The 19,713-nt window shown below is 62.4% G+C and carries 25 protein-coding genes; 6 read left to right on the forward strand and 19 right to left on the reverse strand.

Going from position 1 to position 19,713, the window contains the following annotated elements; genetic code table 11:
• Positions 1–19: 19 nt before the first annotated feature.
• From AB7008_RS42450 to AB7008_RS42480, 7 genes are read right to left on the reverse strand one after another with little or no spacing between them, the layout of a single operon-like run.
• The gene (locus tag AB7008_RS42450; RefSeq protein WP_304491417.1) at positions 20–676 is read right to left on the reverse strand and encodes an aspartate/glutamate racemase family protein; all 657 of its coding nucleotides are present in this window, start codon (positions 674–676) and stop codon (positions 20–22) included.
• An 8-nt stretch (positions 677–684) separates the two neighbouring features.
• Positions 685–1,569: a polysaccharide deacetylase family protein gene (locus AB7008_RS42455; RefSeq protein WP_304491418.1), complete on the reverse strand. Its 885-nt coding sequence runs from the start codon at positions 1,567–1,569 to the stop codon at positions 685–687.
• The gene (locus AB7008_RS42460) at positions 1,556–2,371 is read right to left on the reverse strand and encodes an ABC transporter substrate-binding protein (protein WP_248879935.1); all 816 of its coding nucleotides are present in this window, start codon (positions 2,369–2,371) and stop codon (positions 1,556–1,558) included. Before AB7008_RS42460 ends, AB7008_RS42455 begins: the two co-directional genes overlap by 14 nt.
• A gap of 15 nt (positions 2,372–2,386) precedes the next feature.
• On the reverse strand, positions 2,387–3,151 hold the full coding sequence (locus AB7008_RS42465) for an amino acid ABC transporter ATP-binding protein (protein ID WP_304491419.1): 765 nt from the start codon (positions 3,149–3,151) through the stop codon (positions 2,387–2,389).
• Entirely contained in the window at positions 3,148–4,005 is an 858-nt protein-coding gene (locus AB7008_RS42470; RefSeq protein ID WP_304491420.1) for an amino acid ABC transporter permease, read from the reverse strand. Before AB7008_RS42470 ends, AB7008_RS42465 begins: the two co-directional genes overlap by 4 nt.
• Positions 4,002–4,826, reverse strand: a complete 825-nt coding sequence (locus AB7008_RS42475; RefSeq protein ID WP_441260784.1) for an ABC transporter substrate-binding protein — start codon at positions 4,824–4,826, stop codon at positions 4,002–4,004. The genes AB7008_RS42470 and AB7008_RS42475 overlap by 4 nt, the downstream gene beginning before the upstream one ends.
• A gap of 53 nt (positions 4,827–4,879) precedes the next feature.
• A complete protein-coding gene (locus AB7008_RS42480; RefSeq protein ID WP_283842778.1) occupies positions 4,880–5,836 on the reverse strand; it encodes an N-carbamoyl-D-amino-acid hydrolase in 957 nt (318 codons plus the stop codon).
• A 151-nt stretch (positions 5,837–5,987) separates the two neighbouring features.
• On the opposite strand from AB7008_RS42480, the gene AB7008_RS42485 reads away from it, so the two are divergent.
• Positions 5,988–6,914, forward strand: a complete 927-nt coding sequence (locus tag AB7008_RS42485; protein WP_248879939.1) for a LysR family transcriptional regulator — start codon at positions 5,988–5,990, stop codon at positions 6,912–6,914.
• A 30-nt stretch (positions 6,915–6,944) separates the two neighbouring features.
• Positions 6,945–7,658 carry a type 1 glutamine amidotransferase gene (locus tag AB7008_RS42490; protein ID WP_304491422.1) on the forward strand — a complete coding sequence of 238 codons (714 nt, stop codon included), beginning with the start codon at positions 6,945–6,947 and terminating at the stop codon, positions 7,656–7,658.
• Positions 7,659–7,909: 251 nt separating this feature from the next.
• Here AB7008_RS42490 and AB7008_RS42495 read toward each other — a convergent pair whose 3' ends face one another.
• The 7 genes from AB7008_RS42495 to AB7008_RS42525 form a co-directional block, all read right to left on the reverse strand.
• Positions 7,910–8,377, reverse strand: coding sequence for a nuclear transport factor 2 family protein (locus tag AB7008_RS42495; protein WP_014498138.1), 468 nt, complete (start codon positions 8,375–8,377; stop codon positions 7,910–7,912).
• A gap of 93 nt (positions 8,378–8,470) precedes the next feature.
• Positions 8,471–8,875, reverse strand: coding sequence for a YbgC/FadM family acyl-CoA thioesterase (locus AB7008_RS42500; RefSeq protein WP_028159540.1), 405 nt, complete (start codon positions 8,873–8,875; stop codon positions 8,471–8,473).
• 53 nt (positions 8,876–8,928) lie between these two features.
• On the reverse strand, positions 8,929–9,372 hold the full coding sequence (gene ybgC, locus AB7008_RS42505; protein WP_011089947.1) for a tol-pal system-associated acyl-CoA thioesterase: 444 nt from the start codon (positions 9,370–9,372) through the stop codon (positions 8,929–8,931).
• Positions 9,373–9,594: 222 nt separating this feature from the next.
• On the reverse strand, positions 9,595–9,780 hold the full coding sequence (locus tag AB7008_RS42510; protein WP_014492328.1) for a hypothetical protein: 186 nt from the start codon (positions 9,778–9,780) through the stop codon (positions 9,595–9,597).
• Positions 9,781–10,068: 288 nt separating this feature from the next.
• The gene (locus tag AB7008_RS42515; RefSeq protein ID WP_028140375.1) at positions 10,069–10,299 is read right to left on the reverse strand and encodes a hypothetical protein; all 231 of its coding nucleotides are present in this window, start codon (positions 10,297–10,299) and stop codon (positions 10,069–10,071) included.
• A gap of 25 nt (positions 10,300–10,324) precedes the next feature.
• On the reverse strand, positions 10,325–10,795 hold the full coding sequence (locus tag AB7008_RS42520) for a hypothetical protein (protein WP_014492326.1): 471 nt from the start codon (positions 10,793–10,795) through the stop codon (positions 10,325–10,327).
• Complete coding sequence (locus AB7008_RS42525; RefSeq protein ID WP_014492325.1) at positions 10,758–11,129, reverse strand: hypothetical protein; 372 nt, start codon at positions 11,127–11,129, stop codon at positions 10,758–10,760. The genes AB7008_RS42520 and AB7008_RS42525 overlap by 38 nt, the downstream gene beginning before the upstream one ends.
• A gap of 318 nt (positions 11,130–11,447) precedes the next feature.
• On the opposite strand from AB7008_RS42525, the gene AB7008_RS42530 reads away from it, so the two are divergent.
• Positions 11,448–11,813: a hypothetical protein gene (locus AB7008_RS42530; protein WP_014492324.1), complete on the forward strand. Its 366-nt coding sequence runs from the start codon at positions 11,448–11,450 to the stop codon at positions 11,811–11,813.
• Here AB7008_RS42530 and AB7008_RS42535 read toward each other — a convergent pair.
• The 3 genes from AB7008_RS42535 to AB7008_RS42545 all read right to left on the reverse strand — a co-directional run bounded on the left by AB7008_RS42535 (position 11,758) and on the right by AB7008_RS42545 (position 15,832).
• Positions 11,758–13,089 (reverse strand): tyrosine-type recombinase/integrase, encoded by a 1,332-nt coding sequence (locus AB7008_RS42535; RefSeq protein WP_014492323.1) that lies wholly within the window; start codon positions 13,087–13,089, stop codon positions 11,758–11,760. The genes AB7008_RS42530 and AB7008_RS42535 overlap by 56 nt on opposite strands.
• Positions 13,090–13,711: 622 nt before the next feature.
• Positions 13,712–14,461 carry a bestrophin-like domain gene (locus AB7008_RS42540; RefSeq protein ID WP_041953874.1) on the reverse strand — a complete coding sequence of 250 codons (750 nt, stop codon included), beginning with the start codon at positions 14,459–14,461 and terminating at the stop codon, positions 13,712–13,714.
• 33 nt (positions 14,462–14,494) lie between these two features.
• On the reverse strand, positions 14,495–15,832 hold the full coding sequence (locus tag AB7008_RS42545) for a TAXI family TRAP transporter solute-binding subunit (RefSeq protein WP_041954233.1): 1,338 nt from the start codon (positions 15,830–15,832) through the stop codon (positions 14,495–14,497).
• Positions 15,833–16,161: 329 nt separating this feature from the next.
• Between AB7008_RS42545 and AB7008_RS42550 the strand changes: the two genes are divergently transcribed.
• The 3 genes from AB7008_RS42550 to AB7008_RS42560 all read left to right on the forward strand — a co-directional run bounded on the left by AB7008_RS42550 (position 16,162) and on the right by AB7008_RS42560 (position 18,184).
• Positions 16,162–17,325 carry a metallophosphoesterase family protein gene (locus AB7008_RS42550; RefSeq protein ID WP_441260785.1) on the forward strand — a complete coding sequence of 388 codons (1,164 nt, stop codon included), beginning with the start codon at positions 16,162–16,164 and terminating at the stop codon, positions 17,323–17,325.
• A gap of 62 nt (positions 17,326–17,387) precedes the next feature.
• Positions 17,388–17,822, forward strand: coding sequence for a hypothetical protein (locus AB7008_RS42555; protein WP_248879943.1), 435 nt, complete (start codon positions 17,388–17,390; stop codon positions 17,820–17,822).
• Positions 17,819–18,184, forward strand: a complete 366-nt coding sequence (locus AB7008_RS42560; protein ID WP_028151240.1) for a hypothetical protein — start codon at positions 17,819–17,821, stop codon at positions 18,182–18,184. Before AB7008_RS42555 ends, AB7008_RS42560 begins: the two co-directional genes overlap by 4 nt.
• A gap of 91 nt (positions 18,185–18,275) precedes the next feature.
• Here AB7008_RS42560 and AB7008_RS42565 read toward each other — a convergent pair whose 3' ends face one another.
• The gene (locus AB7008_RS42565) at positions 18,276–18,953 is read right to left on the reverse strand and encodes a hypothetical protein (protein WP_041953880.1); all 678 of its coding nucleotides are present in this window, start codon (positions 18,951–18,953) and stop codon (positions 18,276–18,278) included.
• Between the two features lie 181 nt (positions 18,954–19,134).
• A complete protein-coding gene (locus tag AB7008_RS42570; protein ID WP_028159531.1) occupies positions 19,135–19,698 on the reverse strand; it encodes a hypothetical protein in 564 nt (187 codons plus the stop codon).
• Positions 19,699–19,713 lie beyond the last annotated feature (15 nt).

Here is a 19,713-nt window from a genome sequence, read left to right on the forward strand (position 1 = left end):
ACAAGGCTCCTGAAGGATCTTACGTGTTCAACAAGACTGCGCCGATCGCAGCGGCGACCGCCTGCTGCGCCGGCTCGATCACGGGCACACCGATCGCTTCCGCGATCGCCGCGCGGTGCGATGCCATGCCGGCGCAGCCCATCACCACGACATCGGCTCGGCATTGGATGACCAGTGCGCGGCCGGCCTCGATCAAGCGGCCGCGGATATCGGCGCCCGCCGTTTCCGCGGCACTCGCGCCGACCGACCAGCTTCCGGCGTAACGGCTATCGACGCCCATCACCCGCGCCATGCGCTGCTGGCGGCGGATGCTCGATGGCGACAGCGCGATGATGCCGAAGCGTTCGCCCAGCATCAGCGCGCGAAAGATTCCGCATTCGGCGATGCCAAGCACCGGACGGCGGCCTGCCGCCTCGCGCACCGCATGCAGGCCTGGATCACTGAAGCAGGCGAGCACGAAGGCATCCGCATCATCGCGCGTGACGCGATTGACCAGCGGCATGACCACGCTGTCGGCATCGCGCTGCGAGCTGATGCCCGGCGGCCCCTCGGCGAGGCCAACCACCTCGATGTCAGGTCCGCCGGCGATGCGCAGCGGCGCGACCGCGTCGTCGATCGCCGCCGTCACCGACGCCGAGGAGTTGGGGTTGATGACGAGGATGCGACGACGGGTCATGGCACTGCTCAGCGGTTACCGGCTTCGTGGCGCAGGAAGTTGTCCGCGATCCTCTCGCCGGTCGTGATCCAGACGTCAGGGCACGACTTTGCGTAGGTCAGGAACTCGCGCAGCAGGCGCAGCCGCATCGGACGGCCGCTGCATTGCGGATGCAGCACGGTCGTCACCATCGCGCCCCAATCCCTGGTTTCGTCGAGCTCGTCCTTCCAGATCGAGAGCACATGCTCCTTCGGGAAGATCGAGCGCGGGCTGAAGCGGGCGGAGAGGCCGTGCATCCAGTCGTCATAGCTCGCGGTCACCGGCAGCTCGATCGTGCCGGGCTTGCCGTCGGCGAGACGATGGCGGTAAGGCCGCACGTCGTCGCGGAACGAGGACGTGTAGACGATGCCGTGACGTACGAGTGCTGCGCGCAGCTCCTCGGTGAACTCGCCATAGGGCGCGCGATAGCCGGTCGGCCTGACGCCGAGCCGCCGCTTCAGCGCCTCGAAGCCGCGCTCCAGCTCCTCCTCGATCCAGGGATCGCCGGGATCTGGCAACAGGTGGTGATAACCGTGATGGCCGATCTCGTGGCCGGCCTTGAGGATGGATTCCGCCATCGCCGGATGCGCATCGACCGACCATCCCGTGACGAAGAAGGTCGCCTTGAGATCGAGCTGGTCGAGCAGCTCCAACAGTTTCGGCGTGCCGACGCGCGCCTCATAGCCGCCATAGCTCATGGTGATGAGCCGCTGCGCGTGCACCGCGTCCTTGCTGGTCCAGGCGCTCTCCGCGTCCACGTCGAAGGACAGGAACATCGCCGAAGTGTACGGCTTCGGCCAGGGATATTCGGGCGCGGGATCGGCGGTGTTGGCCGGAACGAGCGGGATGCTCTTGAGTGCCTTACTGTCCAGCATTGATGGTCGCCTTCTCTAATCCGTTGTCGTTCAGTTTCCACTTGGCAAGCAGGGTCTTGTAGGTGCCGTCGGCGATCAGAGCATCGACCGCTTCGAGAATGGCCTGCTGCAGTGCCTTTTCCTTGACCGGCAGGGCAATGCCGGTGAATTGCTGCGCGATGGGCTCGCCCACGGGCGCATAGGCGCCGGGCTCGAGGTCCATGATATAGGGCAGCGTCTCGTTGCCCTGGGCGGCGGCATCGATACGGCCCTGCCTGAGCTGGGTGCGGGCGTCGGCCGAGCCGTCGGTGCCGACGAACTGGATCGGATTGCCGCCGCAATTCTTCTCGCTCCACGCCGCGATCTGCGCCGGAAACATGGTCCGGCGGCTGGCGCCGACCTTCTTGCCGCAGAGCGATGCCGCGTCCTTGAACTCCGCCTTACGCGACTGCTGCACGAAGAACTGCGGGCCGCTCCTGAGATAATCGACGAAGGACGCGATGTCGTGACGGCTCGCGTAGTCCGTGAAACCGGACAGGATGGCGTCCACGCGCCCGGTCGAGATCGACGGCATGAACTCGGCAAAGCTCGTCTCCTGCCATTCGATCTTGACGCCGAGCTTGCGGCCGATGGCTTCGCCGAGATCGATGTCGAAGCCGGACAGCGCGTTGGTGGCGGGATCGCGGAATTCCATCGGCGGATAATTCGGCACCAGCGCCACCTTGAGGCTGCCGCGCTTGGCGATCTCCGCCGGCAGCTCGATGGACAAGGCCGAAACGGTCATTGCGCCGAAAAGCGCCGCCGCAACCCAAAGTCTCTTCATCAACACGCCCCCATTTCAGATCACTGCCGAAAGAAATGCCCTGGTGCGCTCCTCGCGCGGCGCACCCAATACGTCCGAGGCGCGCCCCTGCTCGACGATCGCGCCCTGATCCATGTAGACGACGCGGTCGGCGACCTCGCGCGCGAAGCCGAGCTCGTGCGTCACCACCATCATGGTCATGCCGCTCTTCGCCAGCTCCTTCATGACCGCGAGCACCTCGCCGACGAGTTCGGGATCGAGCGCGCTGGTCGGTTCATCGAACAGCATCAGCATCGGCTTCATGGCGAGCGCGCGCGCAATCGCCACGCGCTGCTGCTGGCCGCCGGAGAGCTGCGCGGGATACCAGTCCGCCTTGGCGGACAATCCGACGCGCCGGAGCAGTTCGAGCGCCTCCGCGCGCACCTCGTCGGATTTGCGCCCCTGCACCTGGAGCGGACCTTCGGTGATGTTCTCCAGCGCGGTCTTGTGCGGAAACAGGTTGAACCGCTGGAACACCATGCCGGTCTTCAGCCGCTGCCGCCCGATCTCCCGCTCGCTGAGACGATGGAGCTTGCCGTTTTGCTCGCGTACGCCAAGCAGCTCGCCGTCGAGCCAGATGCCGCCGGCATCAATCGCGGCGAGCTGATTGATGCAGCGGAGCAGCGTAGTCTTGCCGGAGCCGGAGGCGCCGATCAGGCACATCACCTCGCCGGGCCAGACGTCGAGCGAGACGCTTCTGAGAGCCTGGAACTCTCCAAAGCTCTTGCTGACAGAGCGGATCGCGACGAGAGGTTTTGTCATCGCGCCAGCCGCAATGTGCCGCGGGAAAAACGGCGTTCGAGCAGCATCTGGAGCGGCGTCAGGATCGAGACCACGAGCAGGTACCAGAGCCCGGCAACGATCAGCAGCTCGATCACGCGCGAATTGGCGTAGTAGATGTTTTCGGCGTTGTGCAGCAGTTCCGGATACTGGATGACGCTCGCAAGCGACGTCGCCTTCACCATGCCGATGAACTCGTTGCCGAGCGGCGGGATCACCACCCGCATCGCCTGCGGCAGGATGATCCGGCGCAGCGCACGCAGCCGTCCCATGCCGATCGCCTGCGCCGCCTCGTATTGCCCGATGTCGACCGACAGCATGCCGGCGCGCATCACCTCGGACGTATAGGCGCCCTGGTTGATGCCGAGCCCGAGCAGCGCGGCGAGGAACGGCGTCATGACGTCGACCGCGCGCGCAGACCACAGGCCGGGAATGCCGATGGTCGGAAACACCAGCGCGAGGTTGAACCACAACAGCAGCTGCAGGATCAGCGGTGTACCGCGGAACAGCCAGGTGTAGCCGGCCGCGACCGTCTTCAGCACCGGATTCGGAGACAGCCGCATGACCGCGACGACGACGCCGAGGACAATGCCGAGCGCCATCGCCAGCACCGCCATCACCATGGTGTTGACGATGCCTTCGAGGATGACTTTTGCGGTCAGGAAGCGGCTGACATAGGACCACTCGATCTGACCGCCGGCGAAGGCGCGCACGATCGCCGCCAGCACGAGGACGATCAGGGCCGCGCTGAGCCAGCGAAACCAGTGCGGCTCGCGCGCGATCCGCATCCCCGACAGATCAGGGAAACCCTCCGCGAGTGCCGGCACCGGCTTCATTGCGGTGCCGCATTCAGCATGGGCTGGGCCACCGCGTTGGCCCCCAGGCCCCATTTGTCGAGGACGGCCTTGTAGGCGCCGTCGGCGATCATCGCCGTGAGCTTCTCCGTGACGACCTCGCGCAAGGCCGCGTCGTCCTTGCGGAACATGATGCCCTGATAGCCTTTGGCAAAGGGCTCGCCGACGACGCGATATTTGCCGGGCTCCTGCGTCTGCGCGTAAGGCAGCGTCTCGCTGCCCTGCACGGCGGCGTCGATGCGGCCCTGCTTGAGCTGGTTGCGGACATCGATCGAGTTCTCGCCGGGGACGTACTGAATCGCCGGCTTGCCGACCGGCTCGCAGTTCTGCTTGCTCCACTTCTCGATCTCGACCGGGAAGCTGGTGCTGCGGGTGGTGCCGACCTTCTTGCCGCAGAGATCCGTCGCGTCCTTGGCCGCATTGTCCGCCATCACGAAGAACTGCGGGCCGGTCGCGAGGTAGTCGACGAAATCGGCGGTCTCGCGCCGCGAGGCGCGGTCGGAAATGCCGGAGATGATGAAGTCCGCGCGCCTGGTCTGGAGCGCCGGGATCAGTTCGGCGAACGGCGTCTCGCTCCAGACGATCTTGACGCCAAGCCGCTTGGCAAGTTCGTTGGCCAGATCGACGTCGAGCCCGACGAGCTCGTTGGTGGCGGGATCGCGATATTCCATCGGCGCGTAGGTGGAGTTGACCGTGAGTTTTAGCACGCCAGCCTGCTTGATCTCCGCCGGAAGCTCCGCCGCTTGCGCCGACGTTACGGTAGCCAGTACTGCGAGACCGAGAGAGAGCGAGAGGCGTATCATGTCAGCTCCTTTGCCAACGTTTTGCTTTGAGTCCTTTGCCAGCGCCGTGCCAGTCAGTCCGCGTCGAGAACGGCCGGCTCGATGACGCCGGCGCGTTCGGTGATCACCCTGTATTGCTCCGGCCGCCGGTGGGCGGCGAAGTTGAACATCTTGTCCTTGCCCTGGCGGCAGAGATCGAGATCGATGTCGGCGACGATCACCTCGTCGGCCAAAGTCTGGGCTTGCGCGACGATGCGGCCGTTGGGATCGACGATGCAGGAGCCGCCGATCAGCCCGGAGCCGTCCTCCTCACCCGCCTTCGCCACCGAGATCGCCCAGGTCGCGTTCATGTAGGCGTTGGCCTGCGTCACCAGCGTCGAGTGGAAGGTGCGGAGCGCGCCATCTTCCGTCGTGCCGCCATTGGGATCATAGGCCGCCGAATTGTAGCCGATGCAGACCAGTTCGACGCCTTGCAGGCCGAGCACGCGCCAGGATTCCGGCCAGCGGCGGTCGTTGCAGATCATCATGCCCATGATGGCGTGCGCCCAGGCCGATCCGGCGCGGAAGGCGGGAAAGCCGAGGTCGCCATATTCGAAATAGCGCTTCTCGAGCTGCTGGTAGCGCGCGCCCTCGCGCGGCTCGACCGAGCCCGGCAGATGCACCTTGCGATAGCGGCCGAGGATCTCGCCGTCGCGATCGACCAGGATCGCGCAATTGTAGCGGCGGCCATCCGGCGTCAGCTCTGCATAGCCGACATAGAAGCCGACGCGCAGCGCGCGCGCACGGTCGAACAGTTTTGCCACCGCGGGGTTCGGCATGCCGCGCTCGAAATAATGGTCGAGCGCGTCGCCTTCGAGCAGCCAGCGCGGGAAGAACGTGGTGAAGGCAAGCTCGGGAAACACCACGAGGCTGGCGCCACGACCGGCGGCCTCCTCCAGCATGTCGAGCATTCGCGCCAGCGTATGCTCGCGCGGATCGGCTTTTTGCGTCGGCCCCATCTGTGCGGCGGCGGCGCGAAGGACACGAACCAAGATTGCCTCCAATATGTGCGCAGTGCTGCCTCAATGGGCGAATGAACCCTTTGATGCGACGTGCAAATCCGCCACCATTACGCGGAAGCGGGGCTGCAAAATCAATTCGTTCTGCTATGATGTTTTGGCCCAGAGTATAATCGGCAGTGATATGAACCTGCGTCAGCTCGAGATCCTGCGTGCCGTCATCCGCCATCGCACCACGGTGGCGGCGGCGGACGAACTGGCGCTGTCGCAGCCCGCGGTCAGCAACGCGCTGAAGACGATGGAGGCGCAGGCGGGCTTTGCGCTGTTCGAGCGCGTCAACAACCGGTTGTTTCCGACCGCGGAGGCGATGGCGCTCTACAAGGAGAGCGAAGCGATCTTCGCGCTGCACGCCAAGCTCGAGAACCGCGTCCGCGATCTGCGCGAGAACCGCTCCGGGCATCTTGCTCTCGTCGCGACGCCGCCGCTGGCCTACAGCATCATCCCGTCGGCGCTCTCGAGCTTCCTTCGCCGCCGCCCGGAGACGCGCGTGTTCTTCGACGTGCGGCGCTATGAAGGCATCATCGAAGGCGTGCTCAGCCGCGTCGCCGAACTCGGCTTCGCACTCGGGCTGACGCATCATCCCGGCATCGCGCACGAGGTAGTGCATACCGGTGAGATGGTCTGCGTCCTGCCGCCGCAGCATCCGCTCGCCGACAGGCCGGTGATCTCGGCTGCCGATCTGTCCGGCATGCCCTTCATCGGGCTCGAGCGCGGCACGCGCCTCGGCGAGGCCGTGCGCGACAGCTTTGCCCGCGCGGGCGCGCCGTTCCAGCCAACCGTCGAGGTGCGCTACTGCAACACGGCCTGCGTGCTCGCCGCCGCCGGCGTCGGCGCCGCCGTGGTCGATCCGTTCTCGCCGCGGCAGAACGGCGGCAGCGGCCTCGTGGTGCGGCCGTTCACGCCCACGACGCATGCGGTGGCCTATATGCTATGGTCGGAAGCCGAGCCGCTGTCGCGCCTGGCCAAGGCGTTTCTCAACGAGGTCCGGAAGGAGAGCGCACTGCTGGAGCGCACAGCGCCACACCAGCAACATCGGGCAGAAAGCGACTGAGCTTCGCAATCTTTTGACCTTGGGGGGCACATGGCACGCATCACCATCATCGAGACCGGACAAGTCCCGCAGAAATACCGCGAGCAGCATGGCACGTTTCCCGACATGTTCGAGCGCATGCTCCGCGCCGAGGACCCGACGGCAACGGTGGACGTCGTCAGCATCCCCAATGGCGATGCGCTGCCCGATCCGAGCAAGCTCGAGGCCGTGCTGATCACCGGTGCAGCCGCCGGCGTCTATGACGGGCTCGACTGGATCGCGCCGCTGGAAGATTTCGTGCGTACGGCTTACGCCAACAAGACGCCGATGGTCGGCGTCTGCTTCGGCCATCAGCTGATCGCGCAGGCGCTCGGCGGCACCGTGCAGAAGTCGGAGAAGGGCTGGGGCATCGGCCGCCACGTCTATCAGGTGCTGCCCGAGAACGGCGTCGTCGAGGGCGAAGCGGTCGCGATCGCCGCCTCGCATCAGGACCAGGTCGTCGAGCCGCCCAGCGATGCGCTGACGATCCTCTCGTCCGAATTCACCCCGCATGCGGGCCTGCTCTACGCCAACGGCGCCACGCTGACGGTGCAGCCGCATCCGGAATTCGACGTGGGGTTCGCGCAAGTATGCTGTGAGCTCCGCGACGGCAAGGCGCCGGACGATGTCGTTGCATCGGCAAGAGCGTCACTGGCGGAACCGATGGACAACGCGAATCTGGGTGGGGCGATCACGCGGTTTCTGGCGCGGCGCGCGGCGCCGTAGTCCGCGGCGCTCACCGCGCAGGCTCTTCCCTTTCCCTTGTAGGAGAAGGTGGCATAGGCGGCCTTCGGCCGCCGTTCTTGAGAACGCCGAAGCAAAGCTTCGGCTATGGCGCCGGATGAGGGGTCTCTGTCGGCGCGGTCATGTGAGAGTGGACTCGCGGAGAGATGCCCCTCACCCGTCTCGCCGCGAGGCGGCGAGCCACCCTCTCCCACGAGGGGAGAGGGTAGAAGCAGCACCGCTTGCGAAAATTATCAGAACGGATCCGTCCCCAGCCCCGGCACATCCGCCGGCCGCGGTCCCGGCGCCGGCCAGTGAAACCGGCGATCCTTCTCGGCAATCGCGATATCGTTGATCGACGCCTCGCGGCGCCGCATCAGCCCGTGCTCGTCGAACTCCCACTGCTCGTTGCCATAGGAGCGATACCACTGGCCGCTGGCGTCATGCCATTCGTACTGGAAGCGCACCGCGATGTGGTTGCCGTCGAAGGCCCAGAGGTCCTTGATCAGGCGGTAGTCGTGCTCCTTCTCCCATTTGCGGGTGAGGAACGCGACGATGGCCTCCCGGCCCTGGAACACCTCCGAGCGGTTGCGCCAGCGGCTGTCCTCGGTATAGGCGAGCGAGACTTTCACCGGATCGCGCGAATTCCACGCGTCCTCGGCCATGCGCGCCTTTTGCGCGGCGGTCTCACGGGTGAAGGGTGGAAGTGGCGGGCGCGACATGGTGGCCTCATCGGTTGGTCCGGGCCGCAATCTATCGCCGCAATTGGCGGAGTCGATAGGCGATCACCTATCGGCCGATCACTTATCGGGCGATCAGGAAATCAGATCGGCCTTCATCAGGATGCGGATCGATTTCGGGATCGGCTGGGCGCGGCCGCCGCTGATGAAGGCGACGCGCACTTCGGCTTTCACCAGCACGTCCTCGGCCCGCCGCACCTCCTGCGCCAGCATGATGGAGGCACCCTTCACCGCAACCGGCCACGTCACGACGTCGAGCACGTCGTCCATGCGCGCGGGCTTCAGGAAGTCCAGATGCATCGAGCGCACGACGAAGGCAAAGCCCGCGCCCTCCGTTTCGACCTGGTCGAACAGCGCCTGCTGCTCGGCGCCCATCAGCCGCAGATGATTGGTGCGCCCGCGCTCCATGTAGCGAAGATAATTGGCGTGATAGACGATGCCGGAGAACTCTGACTTGACGATATCGCAACAAAAGGCCAACGCATTGATTTCATTGGGTCGCTGGAGCGTTAAAGCGTGAACGAAAGGCAGATTTATCTGTGCTCTTCCATAGCAAGCCTCAGAGCCTTTGGGATGCGCTGCGCTTTTCCGCCTGAGATAAACGCGACCCGTACACGCGCCGAGACCAAGAGATCACCCCCGCGCCTGCACTCCTGCAGCAAGGCAATCGACGCGCCTCTCACCTCTTGCGGGACCGTGACAATGTCAAGCAGGTCGTCCAAGACTGCCGGTTTTAGAAAATCGATTGTCATCGAACGGACAACGAAGGCGAAGCCCGGCGCATCGTTCCGCGTTTCCTCGAGCAGCGCTTGCTGATTGGTGCCGAGCAGGCGCAAGTAATTCGTTCTGCCACGTTCCATGAAACGCAAAAAATTCGCGTGATAAACAATCTGGCCGGAATCGGTATCTTCGAAATAGACGCGGACCTGCATGTAATGCCGTCCGTCTCGAATTTCGCCGTCAAGAGAGAGTGTCACAGCGCGGTTTCCTCTTATTGCGCGTACAGGGACCCATTGTCTTGCACAGAGGCGGTTTTCTGAGCAATCGTCTTGAGCTTGGCTCCTGCTGCCGGAAGCTGAGGCAACCGCCTGAATGCGGCAGGCGTCGCGCTGCTGCCATCGACTTCGGATGAATATGTCGGAGATCTATCGTCAACGCGTACCCGGCTTGAGGACGACGTTCATGAATGCGCCTCCGGCTCATGAACCTAGGCGAGCCAGTCCTTCGCCGCAATCGCTGAACGAAAAATCGCCGAGGCCGGCGAGGCCGTAAATGGCCTTGCCCTTGGCGATGGCCTCGTGCTCGCTGCTGGCGAGCACGAGGGGTTCGTATGTCATCCAGCTTTTGAAGCCGACGTCGTAGCCCCGCGTGGCGGCTGGGCTCATTGCCCCGCCTCCGCGTCGGCCTTGGGTTCGCGAACCACGAGGCGGCCGTTCAATGGCAGGCAGCTCAACTGGATGTTGAAGCCCTTGCCGTCCTGTTGCCAGGCCGCGCGCCGATCTTGGTCCAGAAGGGTCTACAAGGCGACAAAAGCAGAAGACCTCACTCAACTGCCTGCGAGGAGCGGGCTTGGCCTGACGCACATTGATGGCGGAAGCATCGAGCCTGTTCTTGATGTGCGCCGCATAGAACTTCTCGATCATCTCCACTGAGGTTCGGCAGTTCTTCGCTATCTAGTAGCTGTCCGCCCCTTCCATCAGGCGCATGCAGATGTAGGTATGCCGCAGGCTGTATGCGGTCCGCCGATTGCCATCCCGATCCAGCTTCAACTCGCTCCTATCAAGCAGGGCATTGAACATCTTGATGTGATTGCCCGGAAACACGTGGTCGGTCGGCTTGGGCAACTGCGGCGGCTCGTTAGAGGGCGGCAGCTTCGCCAGCACCCGCGCTCTGCCCTGCTTCACGTATTTCGCGCGGCCTAGCAGCCGCTCATAGGGGTCGCACCGCGCTCGGCATGCTCTTGCAGTAGCCGACGCCCCGCTTGCCGCGCACCTCGATTTCCAGGATGCGCTCGCCGCTACGTTCGTCCTCAACAATGGTCACGTCGCGATGCTGGAGGTTCTTGGCCTCATCCGGCCGCAAGCCGGTGTTGGCCAAGAACAGGACGTAATCATGCAATTGCTCGGCACTCCAACGGTGGTGGATCTGGCTGGCCTTCGCGTGCGCCCGCGTGGTTTCGTAGAGCTGCTTGTATTCCTCGGGGCTGAACCACGGCCGATGCACCACCTTCCCCGAAGTCTTATAAGGAGGAGAGAAGTCCGGCAGGTGCGCGAGCCATTCATGGCGAATGGCAGTCTTCAACACCTGCCGCAACGTCACGACCTCGTCGTGGATAGTGCTGCGCGCGGGCGCCTTGCCGGTCTTAGACGTTGCGATCCGGTGTAGGCGATATTCCTGCACCTTGCCTGAAGAACGGCAACAGGTGCAGGCGAAGCCTGATCTCGTAACCCTGGACCCAGCGCTCGCTGCGCTGGCCCTCGGTGATCACCTCATACTCTTTCAGGAATTGGTCAGCGGCTTGGCGAAAGGTCTTCTCATTCACCAACAGCCCCTCCCGCGCCTTCCCACGAAGACCGATAAACGAGTCCTCCGCAAACTGCTTGGCGAGGGAGAGATCTTCCTCTCCGGTCGTGCTGCGGTGTTGGCGGCCGTCGATGGAGGCCGAACAGTGCCAATACCGGCCGTTTCGCCGGTATACCTGAATCAGACCACCTAGAAGCTCGTGCCTGGCCATCATGCACCTCCACGTGCATTTTAGCGCAGGGAACCAAAAAGTCGAATTTTGTGCTAGGCGCGTGCTAGGCCATTTACGAAAAATTAAAGGGTTAGGCTTTCGCCCAACCCGTTGTATTACATCAGAAATTTGGTTGCGGGGATAGATTTGAACCTATGACCTTCAGGTTATGAGGCCGAAGGTCTGCCGGGCTGGAACCGGTTCGTCCTATTTGTACGCCACAGCTACCCAGCAACCATACCTGCGCACTTGGTTTCTTTCTTGCCGGAGCAGCCTACGATCTTATTGCCCAGACCGATCATGGTTCGGGGCGGAGGCATGCGCGGCAAAGACGAAAAGATTGGGATCGAGGCATTTGGGTCGGCAGGTTCCAGCAAAATACCGCGGGCGAATCGCCGTCGCAAGAACCGTGGCATGCCGCCGCCCGCGACGTTCGATATCGATACGCTGCCGGGCAGCTCTAATTTGACGGCATTTGAGGCGGCCGCGGTCATCCGGCGTACGCCCGGCGCGTTGGAGCAGTGGCGGCGCAATCCGAGCCACCCGCTGAAATGGCGCTACGTCGATGGCCGCCCCCTCTATCGTGTCGATGCGGTACGCGACTATCTGGCCAAGTGCGATAAGACCACTAAGATGCCTCAGCCGCATAATGCTCACGGAGACGGCCGAGGAGCTCGGCCTTGATCGGGTCAAGCGGATTCGTCCGCTGCAGGCGCACGATTTTGCCGACCCGTTTCGCGCCGACCAACTCCGCAATGTAGTCGTGAGCCGCTTCGAACGCCATTTTGCGGATGATCCACTGTTCGTCGTGATTGTAGACCTGATCGATTCCGCTTGGCCTTTGCCCGACACACAGCCGCTGGATTTCGTTGTCGTAGCCGCAGCGAGACATGACGGTTCGTAAGCTGCGCCTTAGGTCATGCATGGTAAACTTGGCAACACCCGCTTCCTTGACCAGGCGGTTGACCATCTTGGTGAACCCGGACATCTGGCCGCCGGTCTTTGGTGACGGGAAGACATAGTCGGACGTTGCGCGCTGGAAGTGTTTGGCGGCCGCGAGCACCTCGTTTGCGAGGTGGGTGCGCGGCACGTCGTGGTGCAGGCCCATCTTGGTCCACGCCGCATCGAAGGTGATACGGTCATCCATGATGTGCTTTCGCCACTCGATCATGGTAGGCTCGCTGCGGCGCGGGCCACCGAGCAGGCACATGCGAGCCAGGAGACCAAAAGCCCCGAGCTTGCCGGATGCATCCCAGACTTTGATGATTTCCTCATCGGTCAGCGCGCGGCCCTTCGTTCGGCGTCCGACCCTTTGCGCGCGGGTTTCCTTGGGCGCGCGATAGCCGGCGAGCACGTTGTGCTCGACATAGCCCTCACCGACGCACCATTCGAGCAAAGTATGCACGTGCTTGCGCAAGTCCTTGGCTGCACCACGCTTGCCGGTCTTGGCAATCTTATCGACCGCAGCCATGATCTGCCGTCGCGTCAGGTCCCCCACGCCGCTCTCGGCGTGATCCTTGAGCCCGCGCCGCAGCGCCGACATTGCTGGCTTCCAGTTGACGACTTGACGTTCGGTCATAGACGTCTGGTAAGGACCATCTTCAACAATGAGGGTCGCGAGCGTGGTGCGCTGCTTCTCGGCTGCCTGTTGCCGCCTCGCCTCGCGCTTCGCGTCGTTCGGGTCCAAGCCCTTGACGACTTCGCCTGCGGCGATGGTGGCGGCCTTGCGGGCGGCCTTCTCATTATATTTGGGCCACGCGCCGAGGGTCTTGCGCTGGGTCCCCCTCACCCCCGGCTTGGTGAAGAGGTAGACCCAGGTCCGGCCGCCGGTGGCGCGCATGCGCAAGGCGAGGCCGGGCAGCTTGTCGTCGTGGAGATAATGCTGCGCCTTACCCGGCGGCAGCGTTGCGTTGCGGATCACCGCATCGGTGAGTGTCAGCTGGTTGGCCGGCTCCGTCATGATTCCTTCCCTCTCTCTGTGCCCCAGTGTGCCCCGCAAGAAGGGCGGTGAGCCTCGAACAGAACCGGGTCTCAGACCTCCCCCGTTTGTGTGCCCCAAGGGAATATCCGCGGCGGGCACAACGGGGGCATACAAAATGTAGTAAGGTCAGGTATGGGCTCTTATAGCCGTAGTAGGCCATAACTCTCATTAATTTAAGGAGTTTTTACACCTCAACTATGGCCGGATTTGGTTAGCTCGGGTCTACGGATTGTGGTTCACACGGGAGAGGTCCAAGGTTCGATCCCTTGTGCGCCCACCATCCATCTTCCTGAACCCATACCGGTTGCGGACCACCGTCGACGCCTCGCGGCGCTCGGGCGCCGGCCCAATCAAAAATGTCGAAAACAACCCCATGCACAGTAGCCGACATCAGTCGGATCAATGGGCTACGCATTTTCCGAATTCACTTGCTCCGTCGGGCAACACACCGGCATGATGGCATCATCCAATGAGAGGCCCGCACCCCCGAGCGACTAGCCCGCCTTGACACGCGAGAGGCCCATGGTTCAATCGATGTGCGCCCACCATTGATCCCAGATTTCAAGAATCGCCGAAAGCTCCCTTGCGAGGCGTGCGAACGTTAGGGGCCGAGCGGCGTGAGGGCGTTGCGCAGTGGCGCGCTGGAAATCTGCATCAAACCCGCAAATGGCTGACCCAGTTCCAGGACCAGGTAGATCGCCCCGGCGGCCGACAGCGCAAATACGAACAGCGAGCCGAAAACGGTTGCGCTGGGTCTGGCAAACAGGCCGAAGCTTCCAAAGATGATGGTAAGCCAGAAAATCAGCACCACCAGGAACGGCATGGGGATCGAGTTGTTCGTCTGTGCGTACAGCGACAGGCGGGTTTGCGCAATGTCGGTGGCGATCTGTATGGCCCTGGCCTGCAAGGAGCGCTGGGCATCGTTCTGCGGCGAAAGCTGCTGAAGCTTCGCAAAGAATGCGTCGCTTGTGGCGCTCGCCTCGAAGGGGTTCGCCTTGGCGACCTCGGAAGTTTTCTCGCGCCACATTCGATCGGCTAAAACAACGATGGTGCGCCGTAACAGATTGCGTTCGTCATTCGTCTCCGGTCCGTACTGCACCAGCAGATTGTCGAGCAGGACAACATTACTCGTCATCTGCGTGACTTGAGTGCTCTGCGTGTCGTAGGAACCCTTCGCCGAGGCGATCAGCAGGCCGAGGACAAGCGCGGCTATCGTCCCGATGAGGCCCGTGCCCAGCCTGACCACATCCTTGTCATCCGTGCTCAGGTGATGCCCAGGAAGAAACATACCGAGCAGGGCACCGCCTGAGATGCATAGAAACGTGATGCACGATAGCGCGATTGCATTCATGATTCACCAGTGTGTCGCGCGGCGTGTCGTGACTTAGCGCTGTGTCGCCTTCGCCGCGGAGGCAACTGCGGGTCCCCTGGCGATCAATGTGCGTCGGTCGTGAATCAAGTTCTCCAGCCGGTGGGCTGCCACGTTCAATGTGGCATCATCCACCGCGCTCTCGTCTCCAGCTGCGGATTTGGCGCGCTCCGCCTTTAGAATGCCGTCGATTTCGTCTTCGATATCCGAAAGTTCAGCTTCTGTATCGACTTTCCGAATCCGGCGCGCCAAAGCATAGAGAGAATCGAGCGGACCTTCGGCTGCACGGCTGCCGACGCCCAGGAATTTCCACGCCGCCGCAAGCATGGTGGCAGCGCCACCCAGTACCATCGGCGTCAAATAGATCCAGTTGCCGTATTCATCCATGAAGCTCTGCGTGGTGCTGTTGTAGACCGCTGCCGCACCAGGGTGCAGCGGAAGGTAAGCATCCTGGTCGGTGCTGGGCGCGGTGATCTGCGCAAAAATCGGCTGCTCGCGCAGAAGATTCCTGCGCGCGCTCATGATCGCCTGCGTGAGGCTGGTTACCAGATCAGTGCCGAGCTTCTTTTGCGCAACCAGGTATAGCGAGGTCCTCAGGGTCGTCAGGTCATCTTCCGGGACCGGCGGCGATCCCCGCAGCGTGCCCTTCGGGACGTCGAAACTTTCAAAGGCACGTTGGGTTTCTGCAATTGCTGCGGCGGATTCGATTGGGATCAGTACCGGGACCTTTTTATGGTCGAGCTGAAAAAATCCGCGAACGAGCGAGAGGTATTTTTCGGCGAGCGGGATCGTGACGAGCAGGGCACTGACCTGTTTTGACTGAACGGCTTGCCGGACATCCGTTAACGCAAGGTTCTTGAATACGACTTTTGCGCTCGTCAAATCATATTCCTTGGTCAACGCGTCGACAACTTTGGCGTTCGCTGCTCCGCTGACGACGCCGACCGTGCGTCCCTTCAGGTTGCTTATGCTGTCGATGGACGATCCCGGCGGCGCGATAATCAGTACGACCATATGGCTGACGACGACAACGGCTTGCGCATGCGACAAGTCTCCGACATCGCCGCGAACCACGGCGAGATCGACCTTGCCCGCGGAGAAGGCGTTAGCGGCCTCAAGCACGGTGCCGCTGTCGATGACCTTGAGCCGCACGGGCGCGTTCGTCGAAACGAACTCGCTCGCCAACGCTGACATTGCCTTGGCTGCCTCGCCGTCGATCGAGCCGACCGCCACGGTCAGCGTTACCGGGCGACTGTAGTATCGATAGGCAACAAGACTTGCGCCTGCCGCGAAGACGACGACGCCGACAAGCAGGAGAAAGCGAAGCCACAGCGGCAATTTTATCGACGTCATGCTCGCCACTCCAGACGCAACGGCTGGTGACGACGTTGATCTATATCAAGCTTACCCGCCGCTGAAGGTCCACGGAAAACGGTCGGCAAATCGGGCTGTTTGCGCGCCCGATACGGCGCCTCATTCCCTCTCCTCGATCAGGGGTGATCATTATGCAATCCTCTTGGCCTAACGAGCCCAGTCGTCGCATAGTTCTGGGCGCACTCGCGGCACTGCCCGCATTCTCCGTGCCACGCGTTGCCGGTGCCCAGACACAAACAACGACCGCGCAAGCACCGCTTCCCGCAGCCGCCGGTTTTTCATTCGCTGCGGTCGGCGATACCCGACCCATGATGTACCTCCCATTGAAAGAGGGACAACCGGACCTCAGCAAGTTCTTTGTCGAGATGTTCGGATTGGTCATGCCGGAAAAGGTCGCCGAGGCCGTCGTCGCGAAGGATGTGAAGATGATCTTCGATCCGGTCACAAAGGACCTGGTCAAGGTCGTCATGCCGTTCGCATCCAAGACGGAAGTGATGACCCTGACGGTGGATAAAGGTTGGGTCACCGAGGCATCCGTTGAAGACGTGAAACTGCTTCCGGGAGTGCATCGCACCATGTTCCGGCTTCAGGGCGGCGAATGGGTGACGCGCGAAATCGTCAAGGACGTTCAATCCGGTCGCGCCAAATTCGTGGTCAATAGCGGTGACGCCGTGTGGTGGGGCAATCAGGGCTTGACCGTGAGTGACAGCCCATACTGGAAGCGCGTGAACGAAACAATGTTGAAGAAGCTACCCGCGCCGGATGACGAGATGCGCGCAGCCGGTCTGGATGGGCGCTTTTTCATGAGTGTGGGTAATCATGAGGTGTGGGCCGACCCAAAGATTGAGGGCGTACTTTCGGCCGTGCCGTATCTGAGAAAATTCGGCGTCACGCCGGAAAACCTCATCTACAAATTCGACTTCAAGGGCACCCGCTTCATCTATCTCTGGAGCGGCAAGTACGACTACCGCTCGCCGTCGCTGTGGGATGCTGATCGGCCAAAATATGCCGAGCAGATGACCCAGCTTCAAAAGTGGATGGACGAGGCGAAAGCCAATGGCATTCGGAAGACGTTCATCGTCTTCCACTATCCCGTGTTTGCGCGGTCAGGCTTAGGCCCGATCCCGGCTCCCGATAACCCGCACAAGGTGATTGCGTCGTATGCCAGGGACATGGATGTGGTCGTGTTGAACGGGCACGTCCACACCACGGAAATCTACGACGTAGATGGGGTAAAGTATCTGATGTTGGGCGGTGGGGGCGCGGAACAAGACCCAATCCTGCCGGGGCGAACCAGCATCAAGGTGCCCGCAGACTATCCGCGGGACCTTTACTGGAAGGGCCAGCCTCCGCAAGAGGAGTACAACTACGTGCTGGTGGACGTTGAACCCGGCCAGAAGACGAAGTTCACCCTCAATCGCTTCCGGCCGTGGTCGGCGGAACCATTCGGGACTGAGGAGCTTTTCACGTGACAGCAAGCAGGCAATAGGCGGGGAGCGAGGTTCTGGCGATAGTACTCCTGATTATTCACGGCTTGATCGCCGTTGCACTGCTTGGCGCGATTACGCACCAGACCTTGGCGGCGTGGGCGACTGTGGGAACGCGCCCCAGTTCGTTTTTCGGCCGCTTTCGCTCCGTGCCATCGGCCCGGTTCGCCGACGCCGTCGTCGTCTTGTATGCCATCTCCATCCTGCTCGGTGGGATCATCTATCTGTATTTTCGCGTCGACATCAGGCCAGAGTTGGAGCGCGCCGGTCATTGGCCAGCCCTAGGCTTCTTCGACCTCAAGGAGCACTTCGCCGCTATCGGTTTTGCGTTGCTACCAGCCTACTGGGTTTGCTGGCGACGGCCGCATGCCGACGAGCCTGCTCAGACGCGCACGATGCTCACCTCGATCCTCGCCTTTGTCATCTGGTGGGGCTTCCTAACTGGCCACGTCGTAAACAACATCAGGGGTTTCGGCGCATGACGTTATCGGCTGCGTTCCGCCGCTTTGCGTTCGCGTTCGGGACGACATTTGGCTTCCTCTACGTGGTTGCACTCGCAAAGGACCTTGCTCTGTTCACCGTTTTCCCGTCGCTCGGCATCGTGCTGGCGGGCACGCATCATTCGCGAGACGTTGCTGACCCTGCGATGGGATTTCTAGCTCCAGCGATGTACTGGTACGGGTGGGCCGCGACGGCCGCGCTCGGAGCACTGATCGTTGCCCTCGTTGCTGCGTCGTTACCCGGACGTTCAGTGCGAAACTTCTGGTCGGGATGGGTGTGGGTCATTCCCATCCTCTCGATGATCGCGTGCGTCTATCTCACCCTGCCTTGGTTCAGGCTCTGACTTGGGTGCTTCCGCAAATGGATCATGACCGACCAAGCTCAAAGCGCGCTCTCTGGTCGGAAAGCCGCTTCGCGGTCTTCCGGATCAAGCTTCAAGCAGCCCGATCCGGCCGCCAGGCCGCGTAGAGACCGACGAGGGTCCCGATGGCGACCAGCCCTGCCGCCAGCAGCACCTGCAATTCCCCATCATCGGTGGCGCCTGCGGATGACACCAGTCTGGTCACGACGACGAACAGAATGCCCACGGAAGCCGCTGCACCCACGCAAAGATGAGCGAGCTCTCGCGTCAGGTTCCGGCCGAGAAGTCCGAGTGCCGTGAAATACATCGCGCAAGCGTTGGGATGAACGAACAAGGCAACGCGCGCATAAGGACCATAGGAGTCGAGGAGGGACTCACATCGGCCCAGTGCCGCTTTCGAGGCAACCCGCTGCAACATCGGTCTGAAAAAGCGAGCCTGTCCGTAACTCAGAACGGCGCCCACGATGATGGCCGCCCACGCCACGATGAAAACGGAGACATCCGCAGGCTTCGGATTGAGCGCCACGGACATCAAGATGAGGGCGGTTCCGGGAAAATAGCCGAAATACGGAAAGACCGACTCCAGGAGCACGCAAGCGAACATGAAGACCGGAAACCATGGTGAACCGGTCGCATCCTGGACGATGGCGTTCAAGTCGAACAGGTTCGTCTTGTACAGGACGAGGTACATACACATGGCCAATCCGGCCAGCGCGTAGAACGGCAACGCTCCCGACAGAAACCGTCTCATCCAGCCGCCGCGCTTTGTTTCGCGGACATGGCGGAGACCTTCGATATCGGGACAAGACGACGGAAACGCATGGCTGATGTTTTAGGCGAATGAGATTGCCCCTGTCGATAGCAATCCTCGCCCCGGCGGCGCGGGCCATTCGCCGCATTAAAATGCCCGACGATCGGGAAGGCGCGGTCAATTACAGACCCAGTGTGACCTCAGCCCAGTGCATCGCGGTGCTGCCGCCCAGAAACTCGATCACGCGGGGTTCGATGGTCTCCGGCCGATCGTGGCCAATGACAGCGGTCGCTGCGACCATGTCGCAACGTTCGTTGTAGACGACCGACACCAGCGTTTTGCCGGGAGCGCCACGTGAGTTGAGCGTGTAGGCGCGGCTGCGACCGTTCATCGACGCAATCCTGATGGGATGGCCGGAACCGCGTGGAGAGACTTCGCCCAGGAGAACGGTATCGCCCATGCGATCGAGATCCTCGTCATCGGCGACGCCCGTCGTGCAATTGCAAAAACCTATCTTGGCGCGCAGGTACAGCGTCACCTCGACACCGCAGTCGGAAGCCCTGCAGCGGAACGCCTTTCCCTTGCCCCATTGGTCAATCGAGAACGGCCAAGTCACCTCGTGCCACACCGGCGTGGCGGAATTCGCGGCGGCATGCCGCGGCGCATGGAGCCACACGAGCGATGCCGCCAGCGCGCTTCCCAGCACGATTGCTGCGACGGCGATGGCGGCTGCCCTTCTCATCATTCCACCGTTCTCTTT

Source organism: Bradyrhizobium sp. 521_C7_N1_3 (genome assembly GCF_052075975.1).
Classification (GTDB): domain Bacteria; phylum Pseudomonadota; class Alphaproteobacteria; order Rhizobiales; family Xanthobacteraceae; genus Bradyrhizobium; species Bradyrhizobium japonicum.

What these genes read in the sequence shown, in the direction of transcription:
- AB7008_RS42450 (WP_304491417.1), bottom strand. Translation starts at nt 676, where the DNA reads ATGACCCGTCGTCGCATCCTCGTCATCAACCCCAACTCCTCGGCGTCG.
- AB7008_RS42455 (WP_304491418.1), bottom strand. Translation starts at nt 1,569, where the DNA reads ATGCTGGACAGTAAGGCACTCAAGAGCATCCCGCTCGTTCCGGCCAAC.
- AB7008_RS42460 (WP_248879935.1), bottom strand. Translation starts at nt 2,371, where the DNA reads ATGAAGAGACTTTGGGTTGCGGCGGCGCTTTTCGGCGCAATGACCGTT.
- AB7008_RS42465 (WP_304491419.1), bottom strand. Translation starts at nt 3,151, where the DNA reads ATGACAAAACCTCTCGTCGCGATCCGCTCTGTCAGCAAGAGCTTTGGA.
- AB7008_RS42470 (WP_304491420.1), bottom strand. Translation starts at nt 4,005, where the DNA reads ATGAAGCCGGTGCCGGCACTCGCGGAGGGTTTCCCTGATCTGTCGGGG.
- AB7008_RS42475 (WP_441260784.1), bottom strand. Translation starts at nt 4,826, where the DNA reads ATGATACGCCTCTCGCTCTCTCTCGGTCTCGCAGTACTGGCTACCGTA.
- AB7008_RS42485 (WP_248879939.1), top strand. Translation starts at nt 5,988, where the DNA reads ATGAACCTGCGTCAGCTCGAGATCCTGCGTGCCGTCATCCGCCATCGC.
- AB7008_RS42490 (WP_304491422.1), top strand. Translation starts at nt 6,945, where the DNA reads ATGGCACGCATCACCATCATCGAGACCGGACAAGTCCCGCAGAAATAC.
- AB7008_RS42495 (WP_014498138.1), bottom strand. Translation starts at nt 8,377, where the DNA reads ATGTCGCGCCCGCCACTTCCACCCTTCACCCGTGAGACCGCCGCGCAA.
- AB7008_RS42510 (WP_014492328.1), bottom strand. Translation starts at nt 9,780, where the DNA reads ATGAGCCCAGCCGCCACGCGGGGCTACGACGTCGGCTTCAAAAGCTGG.
- AB7008_RS42525 (WP_014492325.1), bottom strand. Translation starts at nt 11,129, where the DNA reads ATGGCCAGGCACGAGCTTCTAGGTGGTCTGATTCAGGTATACCGGCGA.
- AB7008_RS42530 (WP_014492324.1), top strand. Translation starts at nt 11,448, where the DNA reads ATGCGCGGCAAAGACGAAAAGATTGGGATCGAGGCATTTGGGTCGGCA.
- AB7008_RS42535 (WP_014492323.1), bottom strand. Translation starts at nt 13,089, where the DNA reads ATGACGGAGCCGGCCAACCAGCTGACACTCACCGATGCGGTGATCCGC.
- AB7008_RS42540 (WP_041953874.1), bottom strand. Translation starts at nt 14,461, where the DNA reads ATGAATGCAATCGCGCTATCGTGCATCACGTTTCTATGCATCTCAGGC.
- AB7008_RS42545 (WP_041954233.1), bottom strand. Translation starts at nt 15,832, where the DNA reads ATGACGTCGATAAAATTGCCGCTGTGGCTTCGCTTTCTCCTGCTTGTC.
- AB7008_RS42550 (WP_441260785.1), top strand. Translation starts at nt 16,162, where the DNA reads ATGATGTACCTCCCATTGAAAGAGGGACAACCGGACCTCAGCAAGTTC.
- AB7008_RS42560 (WP_028151240.1), top strand. Translation starts at nt 17,819, where the DNA reads ATGACGTTATCGGCTGCGTTCCGCCGCTTTGCGTTCGCGTTCGGGACG.
- AB7008_RS42565 (WP_041953880.1), bottom strand. Translation starts at nt 18,953, where the DNA reads ATGAGACGGTTTCTGTCGGGAGCGTTGCCGTTCTACGCGCTGGCCGGA.
- AB7008_RS42570 (WP_028159531.1), bottom strand. Translation starts at nt 19,698, where the DNA reads ATGATGAGAAGGGCAGCCGCCATCGCCGTCGCAGCAATCGTGCTGGGA.